Source organism: Tuberibacillus calidus DSM 17572 (assembly GCF_000430685.1).
GTDB classification, from domain to species: Bacteria; Bacillota; Bacilli; order Bacillales; family Sporolactobacillaceae; genus Tuberibacillus; species Tuberibacillus calidus.
This window is the reverse complement of record NZ_AUMM01000056.1, coordinates 1-17,948: the sequence shown is the minus strand read 5'-3', so window position 1 is coordinate 17,948 and position 17,948 is coordinate 1. Positions and strand designations below refer to the sequence as shown.

General features: G+C 39.7%; 15 protein-coding genes and 1 pseudogene. 3 read left to right on the top strand and 13 right to left on the bottom strand.

All coding sequences use genetic code 11. The annotated features are described in order from the left end of the window. Window positions 1-43: 43 nt before the first annotated feature. From H532_RS0112695 to yycF, 10 genes are all read right to left on the bottom strand, one after another. Complete coding sequence (locus H532_RS0112695) at window positions 44-268, bottom strand: hypothetical protein (protein WP_027725792.1); 225 nt, start codon at window positions 266-268, stop codon at window positions 44-46. Window positions 269-531: 263 nt separating this feature from the next. Beyond that, on the bottom strand, window positions 532-1,233 hold the full coding sequence (locus H532_RS0112690; RefSeq protein WP_027725791.1) for a DUF4238 domain-containing protein: 702 nt from the start codon (window positions 1,231-1,233) through the stop codon (window positions 532-534). A 30-nt stretch (window positions 1,234-1,263) separates the two neighbouring features. After that, on the bottom strand, window positions 1,264-1,743 hold the full coding sequence (gene rlmH / locus H532_RS0112685; RefSeq protein WP_027725790.1) for a 23S rRNA (pseudouridine(1915)-N(3))-methyltransferase RlmH: 480 nt from the start codon (window positions 1,741-1,743) through the stop codon (window positions 1,264-1,266). Window positions 1,744-1,798: 55 nt separating this feature from the next. Beyond that, window positions 1,799-2,029: a CxxH/CxxC protein gene (locus tag H532_RS0112680; RefSeq protein ID WP_245566470.1), complete on the bottom strand. Its 231-nt coding sequence runs from the start codon at window positions 2,027-2,029 to the stop codon at window positions 1,799-1,801. A 164-nt stretch (window positions 2,030-2,193) separates the two neighbouring features. Beyond that, window positions 2,194-3,396, bottom strand: a complete 1,203-nt coding sequence (locus H532_RS0112675; protein WP_027725788.1) for a S1C family serine protease — start codon at window positions 3,394-3,396, stop codon at window positions 2,194-2,196. A 382-nt stretch (window positions 3,397-3,778) separates the two neighbouring features. Beyond that, window positions 3,779-4,573: an MBL fold metallo-hydrolase gene (locus tag H532_RS0112670; RefSeq protein ID WP_027725787.1), complete on the bottom strand. Its 795-nt coding sequence runs from the start codon at window positions 4,571-4,573 to the stop codon at window positions 3,779-3,781. After that, window positions 4,563-5,432: a two-component system regulatory protein YycI gene (gene yycI, locus H532_RS0112665; protein ID WP_027725786.1), complete on the bottom strand. Its 870-nt coding sequence runs from the start codon at window positions 5,430-5,432 to the stop codon at window positions 4,563-4,565. Before yycI ends, H532_RS0112670 begins: the two co-directional genes overlap by 11 nt. Further along, complete coding sequence (locus H532_RS0112660; RefSeq protein ID WP_027725785.1) at window positions 5,429-6,730, bottom strand: YycH family regulatory protein; 1,302 nt, start codon at window positions 6,728-6,730, stop codon at window positions 5,429-5,431. Before H532_RS0112660 ends, yycI begins: the two co-directional genes overlap by 4 nt. After that, window positions 6,731-8,542: a cell wall metabolism sensor histidine kinase WalK gene (gene walK, locus H532_RS0112655; protein ID WP_027725784.1), complete on the bottom strand. Its 1,812-nt coding sequence runs from the start codon at window positions 8,540-8,542 to the stop codon at window positions 6,731-6,733. A 7-nt stretch (window positions 8,543-8,549) separates the two neighbouring features. Beyond that, window positions 8,550-9,251 (bottom strand): response regulator YycF, encoded by a 702-nt coding sequence (gene yycF, locus H532_RS0112650; RefSeq protein WP_027725783.1) that lies wholly within the window; start codon window positions 9,249-9,251, stop codon window positions 8,550-8,552. Between the two features lie 706 nt (window positions 9,252-9,957). Between yycF and proC the strand changes: the two genes are divergently transcribed. Continuing rightward, complete coding sequence (gene proC, locus H532_RS0112645) at window positions 9,958-10,797, top strand: pyrroline-5-carboxylate reductase (protein ID WP_425426281.1); 840 nt, start codon at window positions 9,958-9,960, stop codon at window positions 10,795-10,797. Window positions 10,798-11,089: 292 nt separating this feature from the next. Here the strand turns inward: proC and H532_RS0112640 are convergent, their stop codons facing one another. Further along, window positions 11,090-12,376: an adenylosuccinate synthase gene (locus H532_RS0112640; protein WP_027725781.1), complete on the bottom strand. Its 1,287-nt coding sequence runs from the start codon at window positions 12,374-12,376 to the stop codon at window positions 11,090-11,092. A gap of 961 nt (window positions 12,377-13,337) precedes the next feature. Here H532_RS0112640 and H532_RS20415 point away from each other — a divergent pair. Beyond that, a complete protein-coding gene (locus H532_RS20415; protein ID WP_155995055.1) occupies window positions 13,338-13,517 on the top strand; it encodes a hypothetical protein in 180 nt (59 codons plus the stop codon). Here H532_RS20415 and H532_RS0112635 read toward each other — a convergent pair. Both H532_RS0112635 and H532_RS0112615 read right to left on the bottom strand, forming a co-directional pair. Continuing rightward, window positions 13,512-14,183, bottom strand: coding sequence for an ATP-binding cassette domain-containing protein (locus tag H532_RS0112635; protein ID WP_027725780.1), 672 nt, complete (start codon window positions 14,181-14,183; stop codon window positions 13,512-13,514). The two genes, H532_RS20415 and H532_RS0112635, sit on opposite strands and share 6 nt — an antisense overlap. Before the next feature lie 2,334 nt (window positions 14,184-16,517). Continuing rightward, window positions 16,518-16,751, bottom strand: a complete 234-nt coding sequence (locus H532_RS0112615) for a hypothetical protein (RefSeq protein WP_027725776.1) — start codon at window positions 16,749-16,751, stop codon at window positions 16,518-16,520. Between the two features lie 1,004 nt (window positions 16,752-17,755). Here H532_RS0112615 and H532_RS20640 point away from each other — a divergent pair. Next, window positions 17,756-17,948 (top strand): annotated as a pseudogene (locus tag H532_RS20640) (IS110 family transposase); the annotation flags it as partial.

The following is a 17,948-nucleotide window of genomic DNA, read 5'->3' as shown; positions in this document are numbered from 1 at the left end:
ATGCTACTTAACTATTTCGAGATTTGGGGAGGTACTTCCTTTTTTATGTTTTGAAAACCTTGTCCCGTAAGGGTTGTGATTTATGAAATTCATTCGAGTAATTATAAAATACGTTATCTTCCCCTAATATTAACTCTGTTGTACCTCCTGCATATATATTCAAGTCGTTAAAACTGAATTTGTATCTTCCGTCATTAGGGTCTATACAGGCATATTTTTTAAAGTTTTCAACAAATTGTTTTGCGTCTATTAGTGTTTTGATAACCATTTAGATAATTCTCCTTTCAGTTGTCCAAAGTTTTATTGATGGCATATCCCTGTCACGTAAACAGTGGTATGGACATTATATATTGCTTTCTTGGCTTGTCAAATTTGGCTATGGAGCAAATAATTCATTTCTCATTAGGAATTGTCCCTCTTAATAAAAAAACGCCCCAGAAAGACCAATAGAATTCTGGAACTATTTCAAAGGTATCACTTCAAATACGTTCATTTAGTAATGAATAGGTTCTCAATTTCATACCCTCATCCTTACCCCATTAAAAATCGATCTCTATTAACATCGCATAGTTCTGGATTCTCAGTGAGTATTTTAGATGCTAGCGAAAAGTTACTATTTTTAGAGAAAATGTATCTGTACGATTGATACACTTGAAGAGAATTGCTAAACTCAACATAACTTTTAGTCACTGGAATAAATTTATTGAATTTTGCTAAATCCTTCTTAAAATACTCTACTTCACGCATAACGAGTGCTAACTTTGGGGTTATTGGAAATATAACTTCTATTCCTTCACTCTTTAGTCCCTGATGTTCTTTATGTCCATATAAAACTAGTGGATTATCGGATGTATAAAACATCTCTTCAGTTTCATTAACTGCTACAAACCAAATATGACTTAGAAGTGCTAGTGATAATCCTTCCAATATCTCGGTATCCAACAAATACTCATTGTGAATTAAATTAATCCTATTCTTTTTTAATTTAATTTCAATATCATTGAGGAATGCTGGATCAATTTCGCTACTTAGACCCTTTTTTAATAAAAATTTTGTACCTTTTTCATACATTTGAATAATTTTTTCTCGATATTCTTTCGTTCTCATAAACTGAATAGATAAGTAGTATGCAATAGTTACTCTATGTTCTTCAGGAATAACATTTTTAATAGCGTATGCTTCTTTTGGAGTTAAAACATATGAGGTAATGATATTTTCAAAAGGATCAAACATTTTATATTGACAAGTTTTTCTGGTTTACCACTATTTGTGATACGGTTCACTCCTATTGATTTTAAAAGCTCTGTAGATCTGCTCGATCAAGATTAAGCGCATAAGTTGGTGCGGGAAGGTAAAGGATGAGAATGAAAGCTTACGGTCGGCACGGCGGAGGACGTCTTCGCTCAAACCGTTTGAACCACCAATGACAAAAGCAACTTTGCTTTTGCCGTATGTTGCCAGACTCTCCAGCTCCGCCGCAAATTGTTCTGAGGTAAAAGTTTTGCCCTTTATGGCCAGAGCGATGACATATGTATCCGGGGCTATTTTTGACAGAAGCCGTTCCCCTTCAATATTTTTTACAGCTTCAATTTCTGCGGCACTTAGGCGGTCTGATGCCGGTTCATCGGGAACTTCAACGATGGATATTTTGGCGTATGGTCCGAGGCGTTTGGTATATTCCTCAATCCCCTGTTTGAGGTATTTTTCTTTCATTTTACCGACCGCAAGAATCGTAATATGCACAAGTTATCCTCCTATAATCACAGGTTATCCCCAGAACTTATCCACATATCCACATTTATTGTCCACATTCTGTATGGGAATGGCTGTTTGTCACAATATATACGGCGGGTGCTCCGCAGTATTCACAGCGTGTGGATAATTGCTCCTCTTTAGGAATTTGATCAATCACAGGAGCAAGTTGTGTTTTGTCCACGATTGCTTCTAAAGCTAAATCCACATCGTCCAAGCAACAATAAATCATGCTCAAAAACCCTTTCATGATGGTGTTAATTTTATTATAACCCATTGGACACGTTCTCTTATATTTATTGGGAAATCGGACATACACGCCAACAGTGCAACACCCTAAGAAGGCTCATTCGCCGTATAAACCCCATTGCTATGCGCAATTTTTTTGCCGTTAGAAAAAGAAATCGGCCGCATGCGGCCGATCTCGTATTTTATTCCGTTTTACGAAAAGACTTTGCCACCAAGGGTCATTTCTAATGTTTTCAGCTTTCCATAACGGTAAACTTTGACCTTCACCTTTTGACCAACCTTCAGATTGGTATACAAGTACGTAGAGAAATCGACATAGTTTTTCACTTTGTAATCATCGATTTGTACAATCAGGTCGCCTTCTTTAATGCCCGCTCTTTGTGCTGGGCTGCCCGGGCTAACGGCCGTGACGACGATGCCGCCTTTGACGTTATCCGGAACTTTAAGCTGTTGAATGGCTGAAGCCGGCAACTCGTCAAGCCCAACAAGACTAATACCGAGATATGGCCGCTCAATTTTTCCTTTGGTCTCAAGTTGATTGATGACGGGAGTGGCAATATTAATCGGAATGGCAAAGCCAATCCCCTCAACGGAGGTTTCAGCGATTTTAAGAGAGTTAATACCGACCACTTGCCCGGCAAGGTTGACAAGCGCACCGCCGCTGTTCCCTGGATTGATCGCGGCATCCGTTTGAATGACTTGTGCGTTATAATTCACCTGTCCGCCATTTGTTTGCACCGTCCGTTGAATGCTTCGGTTGGCTGAGCTGACAATGCCTTGTGTTACCGTTCCGGAGAAGCCGAGCGGGTTGCCGATGGCAACGACTGGTTCACCGAGTTTTAATTTATCACTGTTTCCAAAGGAAGCGACGACTTTCACGTATTTAGCAGGGATCCGGAGTACGGCTAAGTCATATAATGAATCCTTGCCAAGAAGTTCCGCATCGACTTTAGTTTGGTCATCAAACCGGACTTCCACTTTATTTGCGCCTTCAACGACGTGATTATTCGTCACCACATAGGCGTAATCGCCCGATTTCTTGTATACAATGCCTGAACCGATGCCGGCTTCCGTATATTTATTATCAAAAAAGTTCGCGCTTTGCATGTTGATAACCGCCACGACAGCGGGTGACACTTTATTGACGGCATCTATGACCGCAGAATGCACATCCACGTTCACCGTTTTGTTAGTAGTTGGACCGGTTACTTGTGTGGAAGCATTGTTTTGATTATAACTCGGCAGCCACCCTTGACTAGCTAAAAACGGTGACAGAACGAAAAAGACGATGATCCCAATGATAGCCCCTAGTAAACCAGACCAAAACCAGCCCTTGCGATTACCGGACGATTTTGGTGTTTCTGGGTCTGAATAATGACTGTCGTAATAACCCATGACTCATACCTGCCTTCCGTTTTTCCTTTGATTTTTATTATATCCACGGCACACTGGATTCATCGGAATATGTAACATTTTTGAAAATCATTGTATAGGAATTTTGGCTCTGCCAAGCCTTTTTTTGACGATGGTAGAGCATTAGTTATCCTTATGCTCGCCTCGTTATAAAGCCAGTGCATGCCTTTTGGACGAAGGTAAGACCTTTGCTGCTCTTTTACTGACCTTATAAAGGATATCCTTTCTTACCAATACAAGAAAAGCCGTTATTTATTGTTACCCTGTTTTTGCCGTCGAAAACATCCCTATTGAGTGTTAAACGTTAACTGCATTATCTGAACACATCAGGATATAAAAAAGAACCATCCATAGTGGTTCTTTTTTATACGGCTGCTATTTTGGTCGGGTTTTCCGGGTCGGTATCAAATAATTCAAGGTCAAACCCTGCTCGGATGCCGCGTTGAAGGAGTTTTTCCGCCACCGACATCCGGGCTAATTCCTTCATGTTATTGTCTTTACTTAAATGCGCCAAATACACCTGTTTGGTGCGGTCGGAAAACACGTCAGCGAGTGCCTCCCCCGCATCCTCATTGGAAATATGGCCAGAATCTCCGAGAATGCGCCGCTTGACGTTCCACGGATAACGCCCGGCGAGAAGCATCTGTATATCATGGTTCGCTTCTAAAATATAGGCGTCGGCTCCGTCAATAATTTTTTTGATCCGTTCCGAGACATAGCCCAAATCCGTCGCTAAGGCAAGACGTTTTCCACCATGGTGAAAAACAAAAAACATGGGCTCGGCCGCATCATGTGAGACTTGGAATGATTCCACATCGATATCGCCGAAGGTCTTGACTGTGCCAGCCGGAAAAATAAATTTTTGATCCGTTGAAAGCGTACCAACAGCATCTTCCATGGCTTTCCACGTTTTTTCGTTTGCGTAGATCGGTGTTTGATAGCGTCTTGCAAAAGCTCCCAGACCTTTTATATGGTCGCTATGTTCGTGTGTGACCAACAATCCGTCGAGCTGGGAGGGGTCGCGGTTAATTTTCTGAAAAAGCCCCTCCATTTTTCTGCTGCTTAAACCACAATCAATGAGAAGCCTTTGTTGGTCTGTTTCAATATATATGGCATTTCCTGTACTGCCGCTCGCCAAAACGCTAAATCTAATTGGCACTTGAACTCTTCTCCCCGTTGTCATATTCATAAACCTTACCAAACATCGTGACAAAGAAAGCACGATTGCCTTGGTCGCTTTTGACATTGATATACCAGGCCAAAATATATGGCAAATCCCGGCTTTCCTCTATATCCGTGGCCAAATTGATATAGCCAATCTCTATATCCGTGACTTTTGGATTATGACCCATTGGTAAATAATTGTCCGCGATCAGTTGAATAGCGTCTTGACCTGACATCGTCACCTTCACGGGGTTTTGCTTGGTCGTTTTAATTAAAACTTGTTGATAGCCCGTGACCAAATCCCCATCAGTGTAGACATTCAACATATATAGGTCTCCGTCGTTAACGGATACAGAGTACAAAGGGTTGCCGTCAACCATTTGTACAAAATGAATCACTTTATCTTTGTCATTGGTTGTCGACCAATGTTTGTATAAATCGCCTTTATAAACAAATGTTTTTAAAAAGGCCTGCATCTCGGCAGTTGTCTTCGGCTTTTGGATTTTTTGTCTATCATTTGTAAAAACGGCATTTAGAATTTGACCGTTGGCGCTTGTTGTAAATGAAATTTCGGGATGGTCGCCTTGAATTTTTTTCAGTCCTTTTTTTGCCTCGTCATCTTCCTTAAAATTAACGAATGTGCCTTTGATAAAATACATTTTCCCATCTATGGAGGGGATGTCTACCTCTCTCGGAATGTTGACTGTTCGACTGGACTCATAAGGATTACTTTTTTGGAAATTGTTCAGTTGTTCTTGGTTTTCTCTCAAGCGTTGATACATCTGATAACCCAGGAAGATATCCAACAATAAAAAACAAATGATAAAAATTGTCTTCGTTTTATGCCAGTTCATTCGCCATCTCCCTTTCCGTTACCTTGGGAGGTGCGGCTAATGTAATCTTCAAGGCTCACCCATTGACCATTTGTTTTAAAAAACCAATCCGGTACTAAGTTGACTAAATGGGAGCTGGCATTAATCTCCATCCAATAGCCAATTCGCAGATCTTCCAAGAATTTACTTAAAATATGGGAACGGGATAAAATCGCCAAAAGGTCTTCTCCCGAATAGATAGTCTCTGGCTCGCTGCTTAAGGCTGAACCACCAATTTTGATAAGCGTCCGATCCACTTTGTTTAAAATGCCATTCTCCCAAGATAACGAAATCATCGCTTCGGACGGATAAGCGGAGACGCTGTATACCGGAAGTCCTTTTCGCATAAGGCGGAAATCGACACTGTCTTCGTTATCTTCAGGCCTGGAATCAAAATAATCATAAACAAAATTTTTATCTGTCCAACCGCTATGACTGTCAATAAACGAATAACCCTTATAAATGGGGTCGGAAATCACCGTGTTACCCCCTGTGGCGGGATTCACATATCTTAACACATAGCTATCGTCATCTTGCTTAAGAAGGCTATTGCCATCTGTATAGGCCCCATGACTGTAATACGTCCGCAGAAGATTATTGAAAAAGATTGGTTTAAACTCCTTAATATCAACAAGTGTAAACGGATAAGTCAGTTTTTCTAAGGTTAACGCCGTCTTGGGAATATAGACCACTTTTCCTTTTAAAGCTACCCTATGGCAAGGATAAAAGTTTTTATCGTAATAATCGCCATCCTTTTTAAAAAGCACATCAGGACTTGTTGCCGTAAATTTAACATCTTCATTAGCATCCATAAAAGCGAGTAAAGTTTGTGATTCTAATTGATAAATGCGGATGCGGTCAATGAGCCAATCTTGACGAATGGTTGTTTTTCTTTGGCCAAAATCAAATAACGTCTGAATGGTCTCCATGATTAACGGTGCCGGGAAAACCATTTCATAAGCATCATATTGTGACGGAACGTTGTCACTGATGTTAACCGTCCATTTCATATTCAACACCTTATTATAGACGGTATCGACCATCGTCCCGTATGAGCCTAATACACTTTTATCATCGGCATTGATATGAAGCAATTGAAACGGTTTAACAACATCGCTGAAGTTCAAATCATTTTCCGGCGCGATCGGTTTGATATTCGGACTTTCGGCTGCGCTTTTCGCTTCAAAATTCCCTTGGTAAGTCCAAATGCTGTACGTTTGAATGAGGCTTAGGATAACTAATGCCGCAAGCACGATGGATTTTAATGTTTCTCGGTTCATTTACTCGCCCCCTCTAGTCATAGGGAGTGTAAAATATATGGTCGTGCCTTTCGTCCATTCGCTGTCTGCCCAAATTTCGCCACCGTGAGCTGAAATAATTTCTTTGGCAATGGCAAGCCCCAGGCCTGTCCCACCGAGTTTCCGAGAACGAGCCCGGTCAACGCGATAAAAACGTTCAAAGATTTTTGATAGATTTTCCTTAGGTATGCCAACCCCTTGGTCTTTTATGCCCGTAATAATATGCCGGCCTTTCATCACGACTTTAATGGTAATCGTCCCGCCTTGCGGAGAATACTTGATCGCGTTTGAAATGATATTATCAACAACTTGGGTCATTTTATCTTGGTCCATGTAAATATAAATCGGTTTTTTCGGCAGTTTCCGAATAAAGGTGATGTTTTGTGTTTTACTCATTTCAAAACGGTCGATGATATCTTCAATAAACGTCACATAGTTAGTCACTTCAATATGGAAATCGGAATTACGGGCATCGAGTTTCGAGAGTTGCAATAAATCGTTAACCAAACGAATCATACGTTCCGTTTCATTTTGCGTCACATTCAAAAATTTATGGGCGAGTTCATGATCTTCAATGGCACCCTCGGCCAAGGCCTCCAGATAACTTTTCATCGTCGTCAGCGGTGTCCGCAATTCATGTGAGACATTGGCCACGAATTCCCGCCGCTCTTCTTCAATTTGTTCTTGTTCCGTGACATCGTGAAGCACCGCAATTAAGCCATCTGGCACCCCGTTTTCCTTTTTAATAATCGAGAAGTTGGCGCGAATTAACAATTTTTCCTCATCGGAGCTGAAATCTAAGATCATTGCGTCTTCGGATTCGAATAAGTCATCAAGCGTGTATTCGTCTTCAATCTTTAAAAGCTTCGTAATGGGTTCGCCGAGAAAATTTTGTCGATAAATCCTAAGCAGTTCCTCCGCTCGGTTATTCATTAAAATGACATGCCCGAATCGGTCTGTGGCCACAACGCCATCCGTCATGTATGTCAGAACCGACCTTAGCTTCCGCCGTTCGGCCTCGGTTGTGGCATTGGCTTCTTCGAGGCGCATCGTCATGCTATTAAAAGAATCCGCCAATTGTCCGATTTCATCATTATCAAAGTGCCTAACCCGTTGGGAAAAATCCCCTTGAGAGACGGCTAAGGCTTGCTGACGCATTTTCAAAAGCGGCCGGGTAAAGGTGCGGGCAAGAAAAAAACCTAAAAGCGCCGTGACAATTAAAGCCATGAGCGTTGCCGAGGCGAGCATTTGGTTAACTTGTCGGAGATTACTGTACACATCGTAGAGAGACTTTTCGATATAAATCAACCCGCCTAGCGAATTGTTGACCCGAATCGGCCGAACAACGGCCATGACTCTTTCCCGCGTTTTTGGGTTTTGTGAGATTTCCGATTTCACTTCGGTCAAAGAGAGAAGATTTTGCCGAATGTTAGGGTCCGCTGTCTGTTTGCCGATATCATTTGTTTGGTTCGGTTCGGTCGTCCCAAGCAAGATGCCGTTTTCATCGTACACTTGAATGACTTGCCTCGGGTCACTCACCTCATTGATTTGATCCTGAACATCTTTAATGAGTTGATTCCGGTCATTCCGATTGCCTTCTTTCATAATCTCGCTGATGCTGTTCGCTAAAATATCGGCTTGATTCACCAATTGTTTTTGAAAGGAATCAAGTGACGTTTTTTCCATGCGGTCCGAAAAAAAGACGCCGATCAACTGCATAGCAAGCAGAATGAGCAGCGTGTAGATTAAAACGAATTTAAATTGAATCGATTTAAAAAGACCGACTTTTTTCATTCTGACATTACTCCTGATCGGGGTTTCTCAGATAATAGCCGACACCTCGCCGCGTGACGATCCAGGCGGGCCGGCTCGGATTATCCTCTACTTTCTCACGAAGCCTGCGCACTGTTACATCTACCGTTCGCACATCGCCGAAATAGTCATATCCCCAAACGGTCTGTAACAAATGCTCGCGGGTCATCACTTGTCCAAGGTGCTTTGCCAGGTAATGCAGCAGCTCAAACTCCCTGTGCGTCAGTTCGATCGTTTCCCCGCGTTTCGTCACCAAATAGGCTTCCGGGTGAATCGTCAAGCTTCCAACGGTAATCTCATTCTTATCTTCATCTTTTGAAGACTCTTGTTGGTGACGGCGCAAATTGGCTTTTACGCGGGCGATGAGTTCGCGATTGCTGAAAGGCTTTGTGACATAGTCATCCGCTCCCATTTCAAGACCTAGAACTTTATCGATTTCCGAGTCTTTTGCCGTCAGCATGATAATCGGCATGTTGTATTTTTTCCGAATTTCTCGGCACACTTCCATGCCGTCCTTTTGCGGTAACATGACATCCAATAAAATCAGGTCGGGTTGTTCTTCCTCAACCTTTCGCAACGCTTCTACACCATCATAAGCGACAATGACGTCATAGCCTTCCTTTTTTAAATTAAATTCAAGTATATCTGCAATGGGTTGTTCATCGTCAACGACGAGAATTTTCTTATCCATAGTGCTCCCTCCGGGAATACAACACATATTGTTCTACTTATTTTACCATACGGTCACTTTTTTTTGAATCTCTTGCACTTTACGGTTTTGCGGTATTTCTACTCTTTTTAACCCTATGAGATATGTTTAGTATACGTCATTGTTTAAATTTTTTAGAAGAAAAATAAGCAGCCGCCTTTTTGCTTGTTATAGCGTTTACGAATCATCGGGATTTCTCGCATCATGTGATCAAGAAATTTGGTACCGCAAGCCTTCAAGGCGAAGGCAGAGCTTAATGACCATTATGCTGACACTATAAATCCAATTTCCCAATCTATAGCAAAAGCATCCTTTTCTTCCCACATATTGAGGATCGACTTTTTTACCAGTATGAAAAAAAGCCTTGACATCTTTTTCGCCAGCGTTGCATAATACTATAAACTAAAAAAGTCATCGGCGATGAACAGACCAGTAAATAATCGGTAAAAGGCGCGAAAGAGAGTGGAATTCAAAGGCTGGGAGATTCCACCGCCTAAGATTATTGAACCCACCTGGGAGCCGTCAAGGATTAAACTTGACCGCACCGTGCGTTATCGGATTTCGAGCGGTCCGTCATGCATTTGGCGGGCAATAAAGGTGGTACCGCGGATTCATCCCATTTCCGTCCTTTTTAACAGGATGCGAATGGGATTTTTTATTTACATTCATTTAAAATCGACGGATGGGAGTGACTCGAGTGGAAAAGTTAGCTTTTATCGGTGCCGGTTCGATGACTGAAGCGATCATCTGTGGAATTCTTAAAAAGGGATTTATTCGACCAGAAAACATATTTGTGACAAACAAAGACAACCGCAAGCGGCTTGAACGATTGGCAACCCAATACAATGTGCGCTGTTCAAATGACAAAAAGGAAACGGTAAAAGATGCCAATACCATTATCTTAGCCGTCAAGCCTAAAGACGCAAAAGTTGCAATGGCGGCTATTGCTCCGTACATTGATGTCGATCAACGTCTCATATCGGTTGTGGCCGGGGTTTCATCCGACTTTATTTCCCGGGTGATGGAAAAACCTGTTGCGGTGATTCGCGCGATGCCAAATACTTCGGCTGCCGTTGGAAAGTCGGCCACCGCCATCGCTCCCGGAAAATACGCATCAAGTGAAGATCTCCAATGGGCAAAAAGGCTGTTCGAGACGATCGGTTCAGTCGTCATCGTCTCCGAAGACCGCCTTCACGCCGTTACCGGCCTATCAGGGAGCGGTCCGGCCTATATTTACTATCTTGTGGAATCTATGGAGAAAGCAGCAAAAGATATTGGATTGGATACAGCCGTTGCTAGAGATCTTGTCATACAAACATTGTTAGGCTCTGCGGAAATGCTAAAATCAACGAAGATGGATGCACAGACGCTGCGAAAACAAGTCACAAGTCCCGGTGGTACGACACAGGCAGGGTTGGAAGTTTTACGCAAATTTAATTACCAAGAAGCCTTGATCGCCTGTATCCGCCGCGCCACCGAACGTTCAATGGAGTTAGGGCAAGCTTATGAAAATGATACGGTCACATAACATACCCCGCTATCGTTTTGGCAGGGAATGCAAGTAGGCTTTTTTCTAAAAACCGAATATTCCGTAAGCCCGGCGATTAGCCTGTATACTTGAAGACTTAAAGAACATTTGGCTCCGCCAAACTATTAGGTGATGGCGGAGCCTTCGTTGCCCTTATGCTGGCATGGTCTTTTTACTCGCCTAAAAAATGTTATACTATCCCACCAGCATCAAAAAGCGGTCTTCAGACAGATGTCTGAGACCGCTATGCGTTTTAGACGATGTTTTTCAAAAGGTGTAAGCGTACGCCACTTTATAAAAATACCGGACGGACGAGATGGGTTTGTGAGCGATCCGGACCAACAGAGAAAATGGAAAGCGGTATCCCCGTAAGCTGTGAAATTCTCTCAACATAATGTCGGGCCGCTTCGGGCAAGTCATCAAGCCCGGTTACACCAGTTATATCTTCTTGCCATCCCGGCATTTCTTCGTAGATCGGCTGACATTCTTGGAGTATTTTTAGGCTCGCGGGATAATCTTCTATAATTTGTCCGTTATAATTATAGGCCACACAAATTTTAACTTTTTCTAACCCTGTTAAAACATCAAGATGATTTAGGGTTAAGTCCGTAATGCCGCTGACGCGTTTGGCATGCCGAACCACGACGCTGTCAAACCAACCGACTCGGCGCGGGCGGCCCGTCGTTGTGCCGTATTCATGACCCACTTCGCGAATCCGCTCACCGATCTCATCATGGAGCTCTGTCGGAAACGGACCGTCACCAACACGGGTAGTATAGGCTTTGACAACACCAATGACATGATGAATTTTTGTCGGCCCGACGCCACTGCCAATGGTTACCCCTCCGGCGACCGGATTTGATGATGTGACAAACGGGTAAGTTCCTTGATCGATATCAAGCATGACCCCTTGTGCGCCTTCAAACAGCACCCTTTTTCCCTCATCTAAGGCGTCATTAAGCACAACCGACGTATCACAAACATAAGGCCTGATGACATCAGCATATTTTATATATTCGTTAAACATTTCATCGACATCAAAACCGTCTGTTTCGTACACCTTTTCAAATAAGCGGTTTTTCTCAGCCAGATTTTTTGTCAATTTTTCTTTAAACGTGTCTGGCTCAAGGAAATCAGCCATGCGAATCCCGACGCGCGCGGCTTTATCCATATAGGCAGGACCAATGCCTTTTTTAGTTGTACCGATTTTGCCTCGACCTTTATATTCTTCTTCTAGACGGTCTAATTTGATATGGTAGGGTAAAATAATATGTGCACGATTGCTGATTTTAAGATTTTTGGTTGATATGCCGTTTTCATGTAAATAATTGAGCTCTTCTACCAGCGATTTAGGGTTGACAACCATACCGTTTCCTATAACACAAATTTTTTCCGGATAAAAAATACCGGACGGGATCAAGTGCAGTTTATATTTTTTTCCATTAAAAACTATCGTATGGCCGGCATTATCACCACCCTGATAACGGGAAATGACTTCTGATTTTCCGGATAAATAATCGGTGACTTTGCCTTTTCCTTCGTCACCCCATTGGGCTCCTACAACAACGACGGATGGCATTGGGCTTTCCCTCTTTCCGTTTTGTATCTGCAATGTTCGTATTCAAAAATCCAACACTGTCAGTTTATCAATAAAGGAACGCATGAGTCAAATGAAAATCGAACTATTTTCAATCTATCGCGACTATTGTTCGTAAAATATTCATGATGCTTAACGGCTTCTTAGCTTATCCATTCCCATTTTTCCTGTTTTTATAAAAAAGAAAACTTGATGACGCCAAGCGTTTTTGAATGAAGGTAGAGCCGGAGTTGCCCTTATGTCGGCTAGAAAAAATTTTTACTTTCTTACCTGTATTAAAAAGAATCAAACAACCAGTTGAAGAAGGAGGATTCCAAGAGGTAGTCATATATCAATTCACGGAAGAAGGCTTTTTTAATATTGTATTCGGATGTTTAGTTTTATTGATTTCTATCTATACTTGGTTATTTAATATCTTCATGCCATAGACGGCGGAAGGCCAAACAACATGCATATTGCATGGATTTAGTAACAAAAGAAGCTCCCACATTGGGGGGCTTCTTTTGTTTTTTGTGTCAAAGCTCAAGAAATCTGATCCCAGGATTACCCCATTTATTTGGATATGTGACGAAATTCATTTTTTATCTACGCTCTCCCATCAGGGGAGCTTTGTCCCTAAAGCAAGTCGCTTTCCTCAAAGGAAAAGCCTTATCGCTAACAGATGAGTTGTTTGAAAAAATGAATCAATTATAAAACTCAAAAATAAACAGCCCCAAAAGCTAGGACTTTCTTGCCTTTTGCTAATAAGCTTGTAGGTAAGTTTTTTTATTCGCTATTAGTGGGTAATCAGAATTGGGTATGTATAAAATTTCCCTCGAAAGGACTTAGAGGATTTCCGAGGAAAAATGCAGAAAAGGAAGACCTAAACTTGACTCCTAACCGCGACGATAGGAGAGCGCCAGTTCCCTGTTTCTTTGGGCCAGTAACCTACTGACGCCGCTTAATGTATGACAAACATGGCAACGCGCATTATCCGGTTGATGAGGCGATAGGTTTAAAACCGCGTAAAAGATACAGTCCTGACGTCTTGATACTGGGGGCAGCATTAGCGACAGTTCCTGGGATGACTGATCGATTGGCGTCAGAGGCGACAAAGTGCCTCGCCGGTAAATATTTATTATAATGATTTAAAGATATAGTTTAATACCGTCTTTTCCATGTCATTTACCGATCTAAATCTATTTTCTACTTTAATAATATCTTTATCATTTGTTATTATCAGTAACTCGTCACTTATTTGATAAGCCAGTGGTATAATGTGTGTTGAAAAAACCATTATATTGTTATTCATAACATATTTTTTCAAATAACTTTTCACTAACCGTGCATTAATAAGGTCTAAGGATGTTACTGGTTCATCCAACAAAAGCACATTTGGATTAATATACAACCCCATTGACAAGCTTAATAACTCGCGCATGCCCCTTGAATAATTCATAACCAATTCGCTGTCTAGGTAACTCAGGCTTAGTTCATCTTTAAATTGGTGAAATAAATTGTGATAGTTCCTTACTTTTGTCAGGGATCCTATCAGTTTTATATTTTCAGTACCCGATAAATACTCTAGAAAGACAGGATCATCGGGTATGTAGTAAACCATTTGATTATTAGCCCTCATTATTCTACCCTCTGAGGGTGAAAGATGACCACCCAATATCTTTAATAAAGTTGTCTTACCTGCACCATTCCTCCCGAGCAAACAATAAATTCTATTTGGATGTAACGTTAAATTTAAATTCGAAAGAACCAGTTTTTTGCCGAATCTCTTTGATAGATTTATTAATCTCATGCTTTGCCTCCATAAATTAATTTGGAATCTGGATTGATTATTAAAATACCGGCAAACCTAAGCCTTGTCTATTCAAGATGTAGGTTTTAACCGTGACGATATTATAAAAAGCTTCCGTGAACTTTTTAAAATACGATGGTGCATTGTGCACGTTTTTCAAGACATAAAAGTCAGTTATTTGCGACTTATTTCCAAGATATTTTCCGGTGTTAGGATCCGTCAAAATAATGATACTGTTTTAACTCAAGCACGGATGGCATCCATAGGGTCGCACCAACATTATTTACAATATTTTGTAACCGCATTTAATGATATGGTAGTTTCTAATATTGAAGATATCAGAAATAATGTAATCATGATGGCAAAAAGTAACGTAATCCCCCTAATACCTTCAGTTGGCAGGAGGTTTTTCTTCACAAATCTGTTAGTAACATATTGAAGTGACAGGAGGGAAAGGTAATAAGAAATGCACATCCCTAGGACTTCCGTCCAAAGATGGCTGAATACTAGGAATGTGTCCCCTAAATTTCGGGTGAAAGAGTTTGTGTGATTAAACGCTATAAAAATGGAATAATAATTAAATAAAACAACAAACAATGTTGAGAATCCAAGAGTACACAATCCTAATACAATTGTGATCAAAGCAACCCCAATATTATGAACAAATACTTCATTCCAGGTGACAAATATATCCTGTGTACAAGCAATCTTTCTAGGTATACCATTTACATTGAATGCTAGGGTTAGAATAATGATAAAAGGTAGGTAAAAGACCAGTAGGAATATAAGGTATTTATATTTCAAACGTGGATTTTCCTTAAACACTATTACAACATCTCACTGACTTTATTAATTGTGTAAAAAATCACTGCAACAATGAAATAAAATACGATGCGTGCATACAAATCAATATATTGGATATTGCACTTCCTAACAACAATTCTATCGATAACATAATGCAAACAAAGAGTTACCAAAATAATCACAATAATTGCTTTCATAATAGATGTATAGATTAGAAAATGAAAATTGAATATCACTATTATGATCATAATTAAAATAAAATCAACAACGACAACAGTTGCTGTCATAATTGATCTTTTATACAATGGGATCTTATTATAGAAGAAAAACAGATAATCCCTACTATTTGTTATAAACAAAATATTATACATAACACTGATAGCTGCCAATATTATCATATTACTCTTGAAATTAAAATTAAAATTGTTTAGCAAAAAATCTACTGATAGAATTGCGACAGGAACGGTAAGATAATTAAAAGAGATATAATTAATTCTCCTCTTAGTATTAACGAAATACAATATAAATATGTTGTTGCCAAGGTTCCCGTAACTATATTTACTGTTTTGGAAATCTTTAATCGTTTTTGCTGTTATTTTCAAAAGGCACGTTAATGCAAGGAAAATGATCAATGTTATTCCCAAGACAAAACCTTCATCTAATAAGTGGTGATACAAATCATATTCAGGGAAAGCTACCAGGTTTATCAACACCTGGTGTAGTCTGCCATCCAATATATCATTCATGATCTTTTTCAACATATATAAGTAATCATGGTAGTAATAATAAAATAAACCCAATAAAATTAGCAAAACAGTGGCCTTAACTTTTAATGAAGTAGTAAATTTTCTTGTGTATATATTAAAATCTATTAAGTTTATTAAGATACCCAGTAATAATAAAATGATGCAGACAAAAAGAAATTGAATCAAAAATAATGCACCCTGCCACTTATACAAAATGGGTTGCATTATTAAATGAGGAAGATATAAAAGCATGACACATATCCAATTCAAACAATTAAACAGACTCTCTATAATAAAAGCTAGTTTTATTCTAATTCCTAAGGGGAAATAAGAGTGTAATACGAACTGCCTTAAATTTTTTTTGGGCAAATCATAAATCATATTAGCAAACAAAAATATAATAGCCATGGAAATAATTGCGTTAGACAGCTTATTATTGCGGGGTAAGCCGGCAAAGAAAATCTGAAAAGAAATGCTTAATAAAGCCCAGAATATATATAAGGTGATAGTAATGTATTTTATATGGTTTGTATATAATTTTAAGCGCCCAAAAAAAGGGATGTTATTTTTTACGTAATTGAAAAACATATGAATAAATATGCGTATAATACTATTCAATTGTATGAAGGTTGATTTTAGCATAAAATATTAAAAACCCCTCTTCTGTTCAACTTTTGGGTTTACATTGTTATGACATATTACCAGCTAGCCAAAAAGTCAATGTGGTTATTAAGTAAATAGGTTATTGTAGCATCACCGATAACGCTAATCATTAAGGAGGCTATTAACCAAAAGCAGCCTTTAAGGCTGTCCTTATCTTTTTTCCGGCTTTCCATGCTTTTCTTACAGCAAGAAACCCTGCAGTTGCCGATGCATATGTCAGTCCGGGTACAATGCGTGACGCATAAAGCCCTTCAAGGAAGTGCGCTATAGTTGCGAACGCCGTAAATACTAACGTGAGGACTGCGGCAGCGATTAATGCTTCTTTAATGTTCACTTTTGTAAAAGAAAATTGCATACAGCCCTCCTTTCATAATTTTTAAGTCAGAAACTGACTCGCTTCAAACAAAATAAATAAAAATAATGTGAATAGAAGAGGGTTTAACATAATAACATTTGCCGATCCTTTTAGAATCCTGTATTCTAGGTAAAAGCCCGCTATAATAAGCGGATTAAAATAAAATAGATAATTTATATGTATCCAGTCCCCTAGCAAATGATTTGATATCGCTGCCAGGACTAAAAAAAATTGTAAAGTTAAAATGGCCTGAAAAAATATCTCGAATTCGACCTTTATCCCGAATATAAATCTACCAATGATATGGTGTACAACAGAAATGACATATAAATACACAAGGATGCCTAACAAAAATAGTATTACAGTAATAAAAAACATCGCTATCCCGGTTGCATCCTTTGACAGCAAGTTTAAAAACAGTCCCAATTCGTGTTGACCCATCAGAACAGCAATTAAACAAAAAATAGATATGACATTGATCGCAATTAAAGCAGTATTTTGTAATTTTCTAGCCATATTATCACCTTTATGTTACAGATCAGGTCAAAAAGACATCATTGTTCATCGAACATTAAAGCATTGTTAATATAACAATAATGTTTGGATTAATTTTACAATTCTGTAGCAAGAATTGTAAATAGGTATTAGGTCCCATAAAACGGGATTATATGGGAAATTTTCTCTATCGTGCAAGGTGATCTCACTTTGAGTTTCCGCAAAATGTAGTGAATCGAGTTATAAATCAAAAATGATCTATCGACAATGTCGTTTGTTGTTACGTCGTCGTTTAAACGGGGATTTTGCCATAACTGAACTAAAGCCCTGGTTTCGGGCTTTTTTCTTTTTGTGTTTAAAAAACAGAACAGAAAGGAGCATTCCTGTATTGAAGAAAAATGAGGCAAAATAGCGGTTTTTCGGGTTGTACAAAAATAGAGCCCTCTTGGTATAGTACGGAGTGTCAACGGATGTTGACCTCTAATTTAGGAACCAAGGAGGACTCATACATGAATTATAACCAAAATCGCAAAATCTCTCAAATCACAGAGAACACATTGATCGTCGGTGTTGATATCGCTAAACACAAACATGTCGCTCGTGCGCAAGATTTTAGAGGCATTGACCTAGCTAATCGCTTAGTGTTTACGAACGATCTCAAAGGCTTTCAAACCCTGACACAATGGATAAACCATTTGAAGG

Excerpts from the sequence above, each read along its gene's own strand:
- H532_RS0112695 (WP_027725792.1), bottom strand. The coding sequence starts at position 268 with ATGGTTATCAAAACACTAATAGACGCAAAACAATTTGTTGAAAACTTT.
- H532_RS0112690 (WP_027725791.1), bottom strand. The coding sequence starts at position 1,233 with ATGTTTGATCCTTTTGAAAATATCATTACCTCATATGTTTTAACTCCA.
- H532_RS0112680 (WP_245566470.1), bottom strand. The coding sequence starts at position 2,029 with ATGGGTTATAATAAAATTAACACCATCATGAAAGGGTTTTTGAGCATG.
- H532_RS0112675 (WP_027725788.1), bottom strand. The coding sequence starts at position 3,396 with ATGGGTTATTACGACAGTCATTATTCAGACCCAGAAACACCAAAATCG.
- yycI (WP_027725786.1), bottom strand. The coding sequence starts at position 5,432 with ATGAACTGGCATAAAACGAAGACAATTTTTATCATTTGTTTTTTATTG.
- H532_RS0112660 (WP_027725785.1), bottom strand. The coding sequence starts at position 6,730 with ATGAACCGAGAAACATTAAAATCCATCGTGCTTGCGGCATTAGTTATC.
- walK (WP_027725784.1), bottom strand. The coding sequence starts at position 8,542 with ATGAAAAAAGTCGGTCTTTTTAAATCGATTCAATTTAAATTCGTTTTA.
- yycF (WP_027725783.1), bottom strand. The coding sequence starts at position 9,251 with ATGGATAAGAAAATTCTCGTCGTTGACGATGAACAACCCATTGCAGAT.
- H532_RS0112640 (WP_027725781.1), bottom strand. The coding sequence starts at position 12,376 with ATGCCATCCGTCGTTGTTGTAGGAGCCCAATGGGGTGACGAAGGAAAA.
- H532_RS20415 (WP_155995055.1), top strand. The coding sequence starts at position 13,338 with ATGTATGACAAACATGGCAACGCGCATTATCCGGTTGATGAGGCGATA.
- H532_RS0112635 (WP_027725780.1), bottom strand. The coding sequence starts at position 14,183 with ATGAGATTAATAAATCTATCAAAGAGATTCGGCAAAAAACTGGTTCTT.
- H532_RS0112615 (WP_027725776.1), bottom strand. The coding sequence starts at position 16,751 with ATGCAATTTTCTTTTACAAAAGTGAACATTAAAGAAGCATTAATCGCT.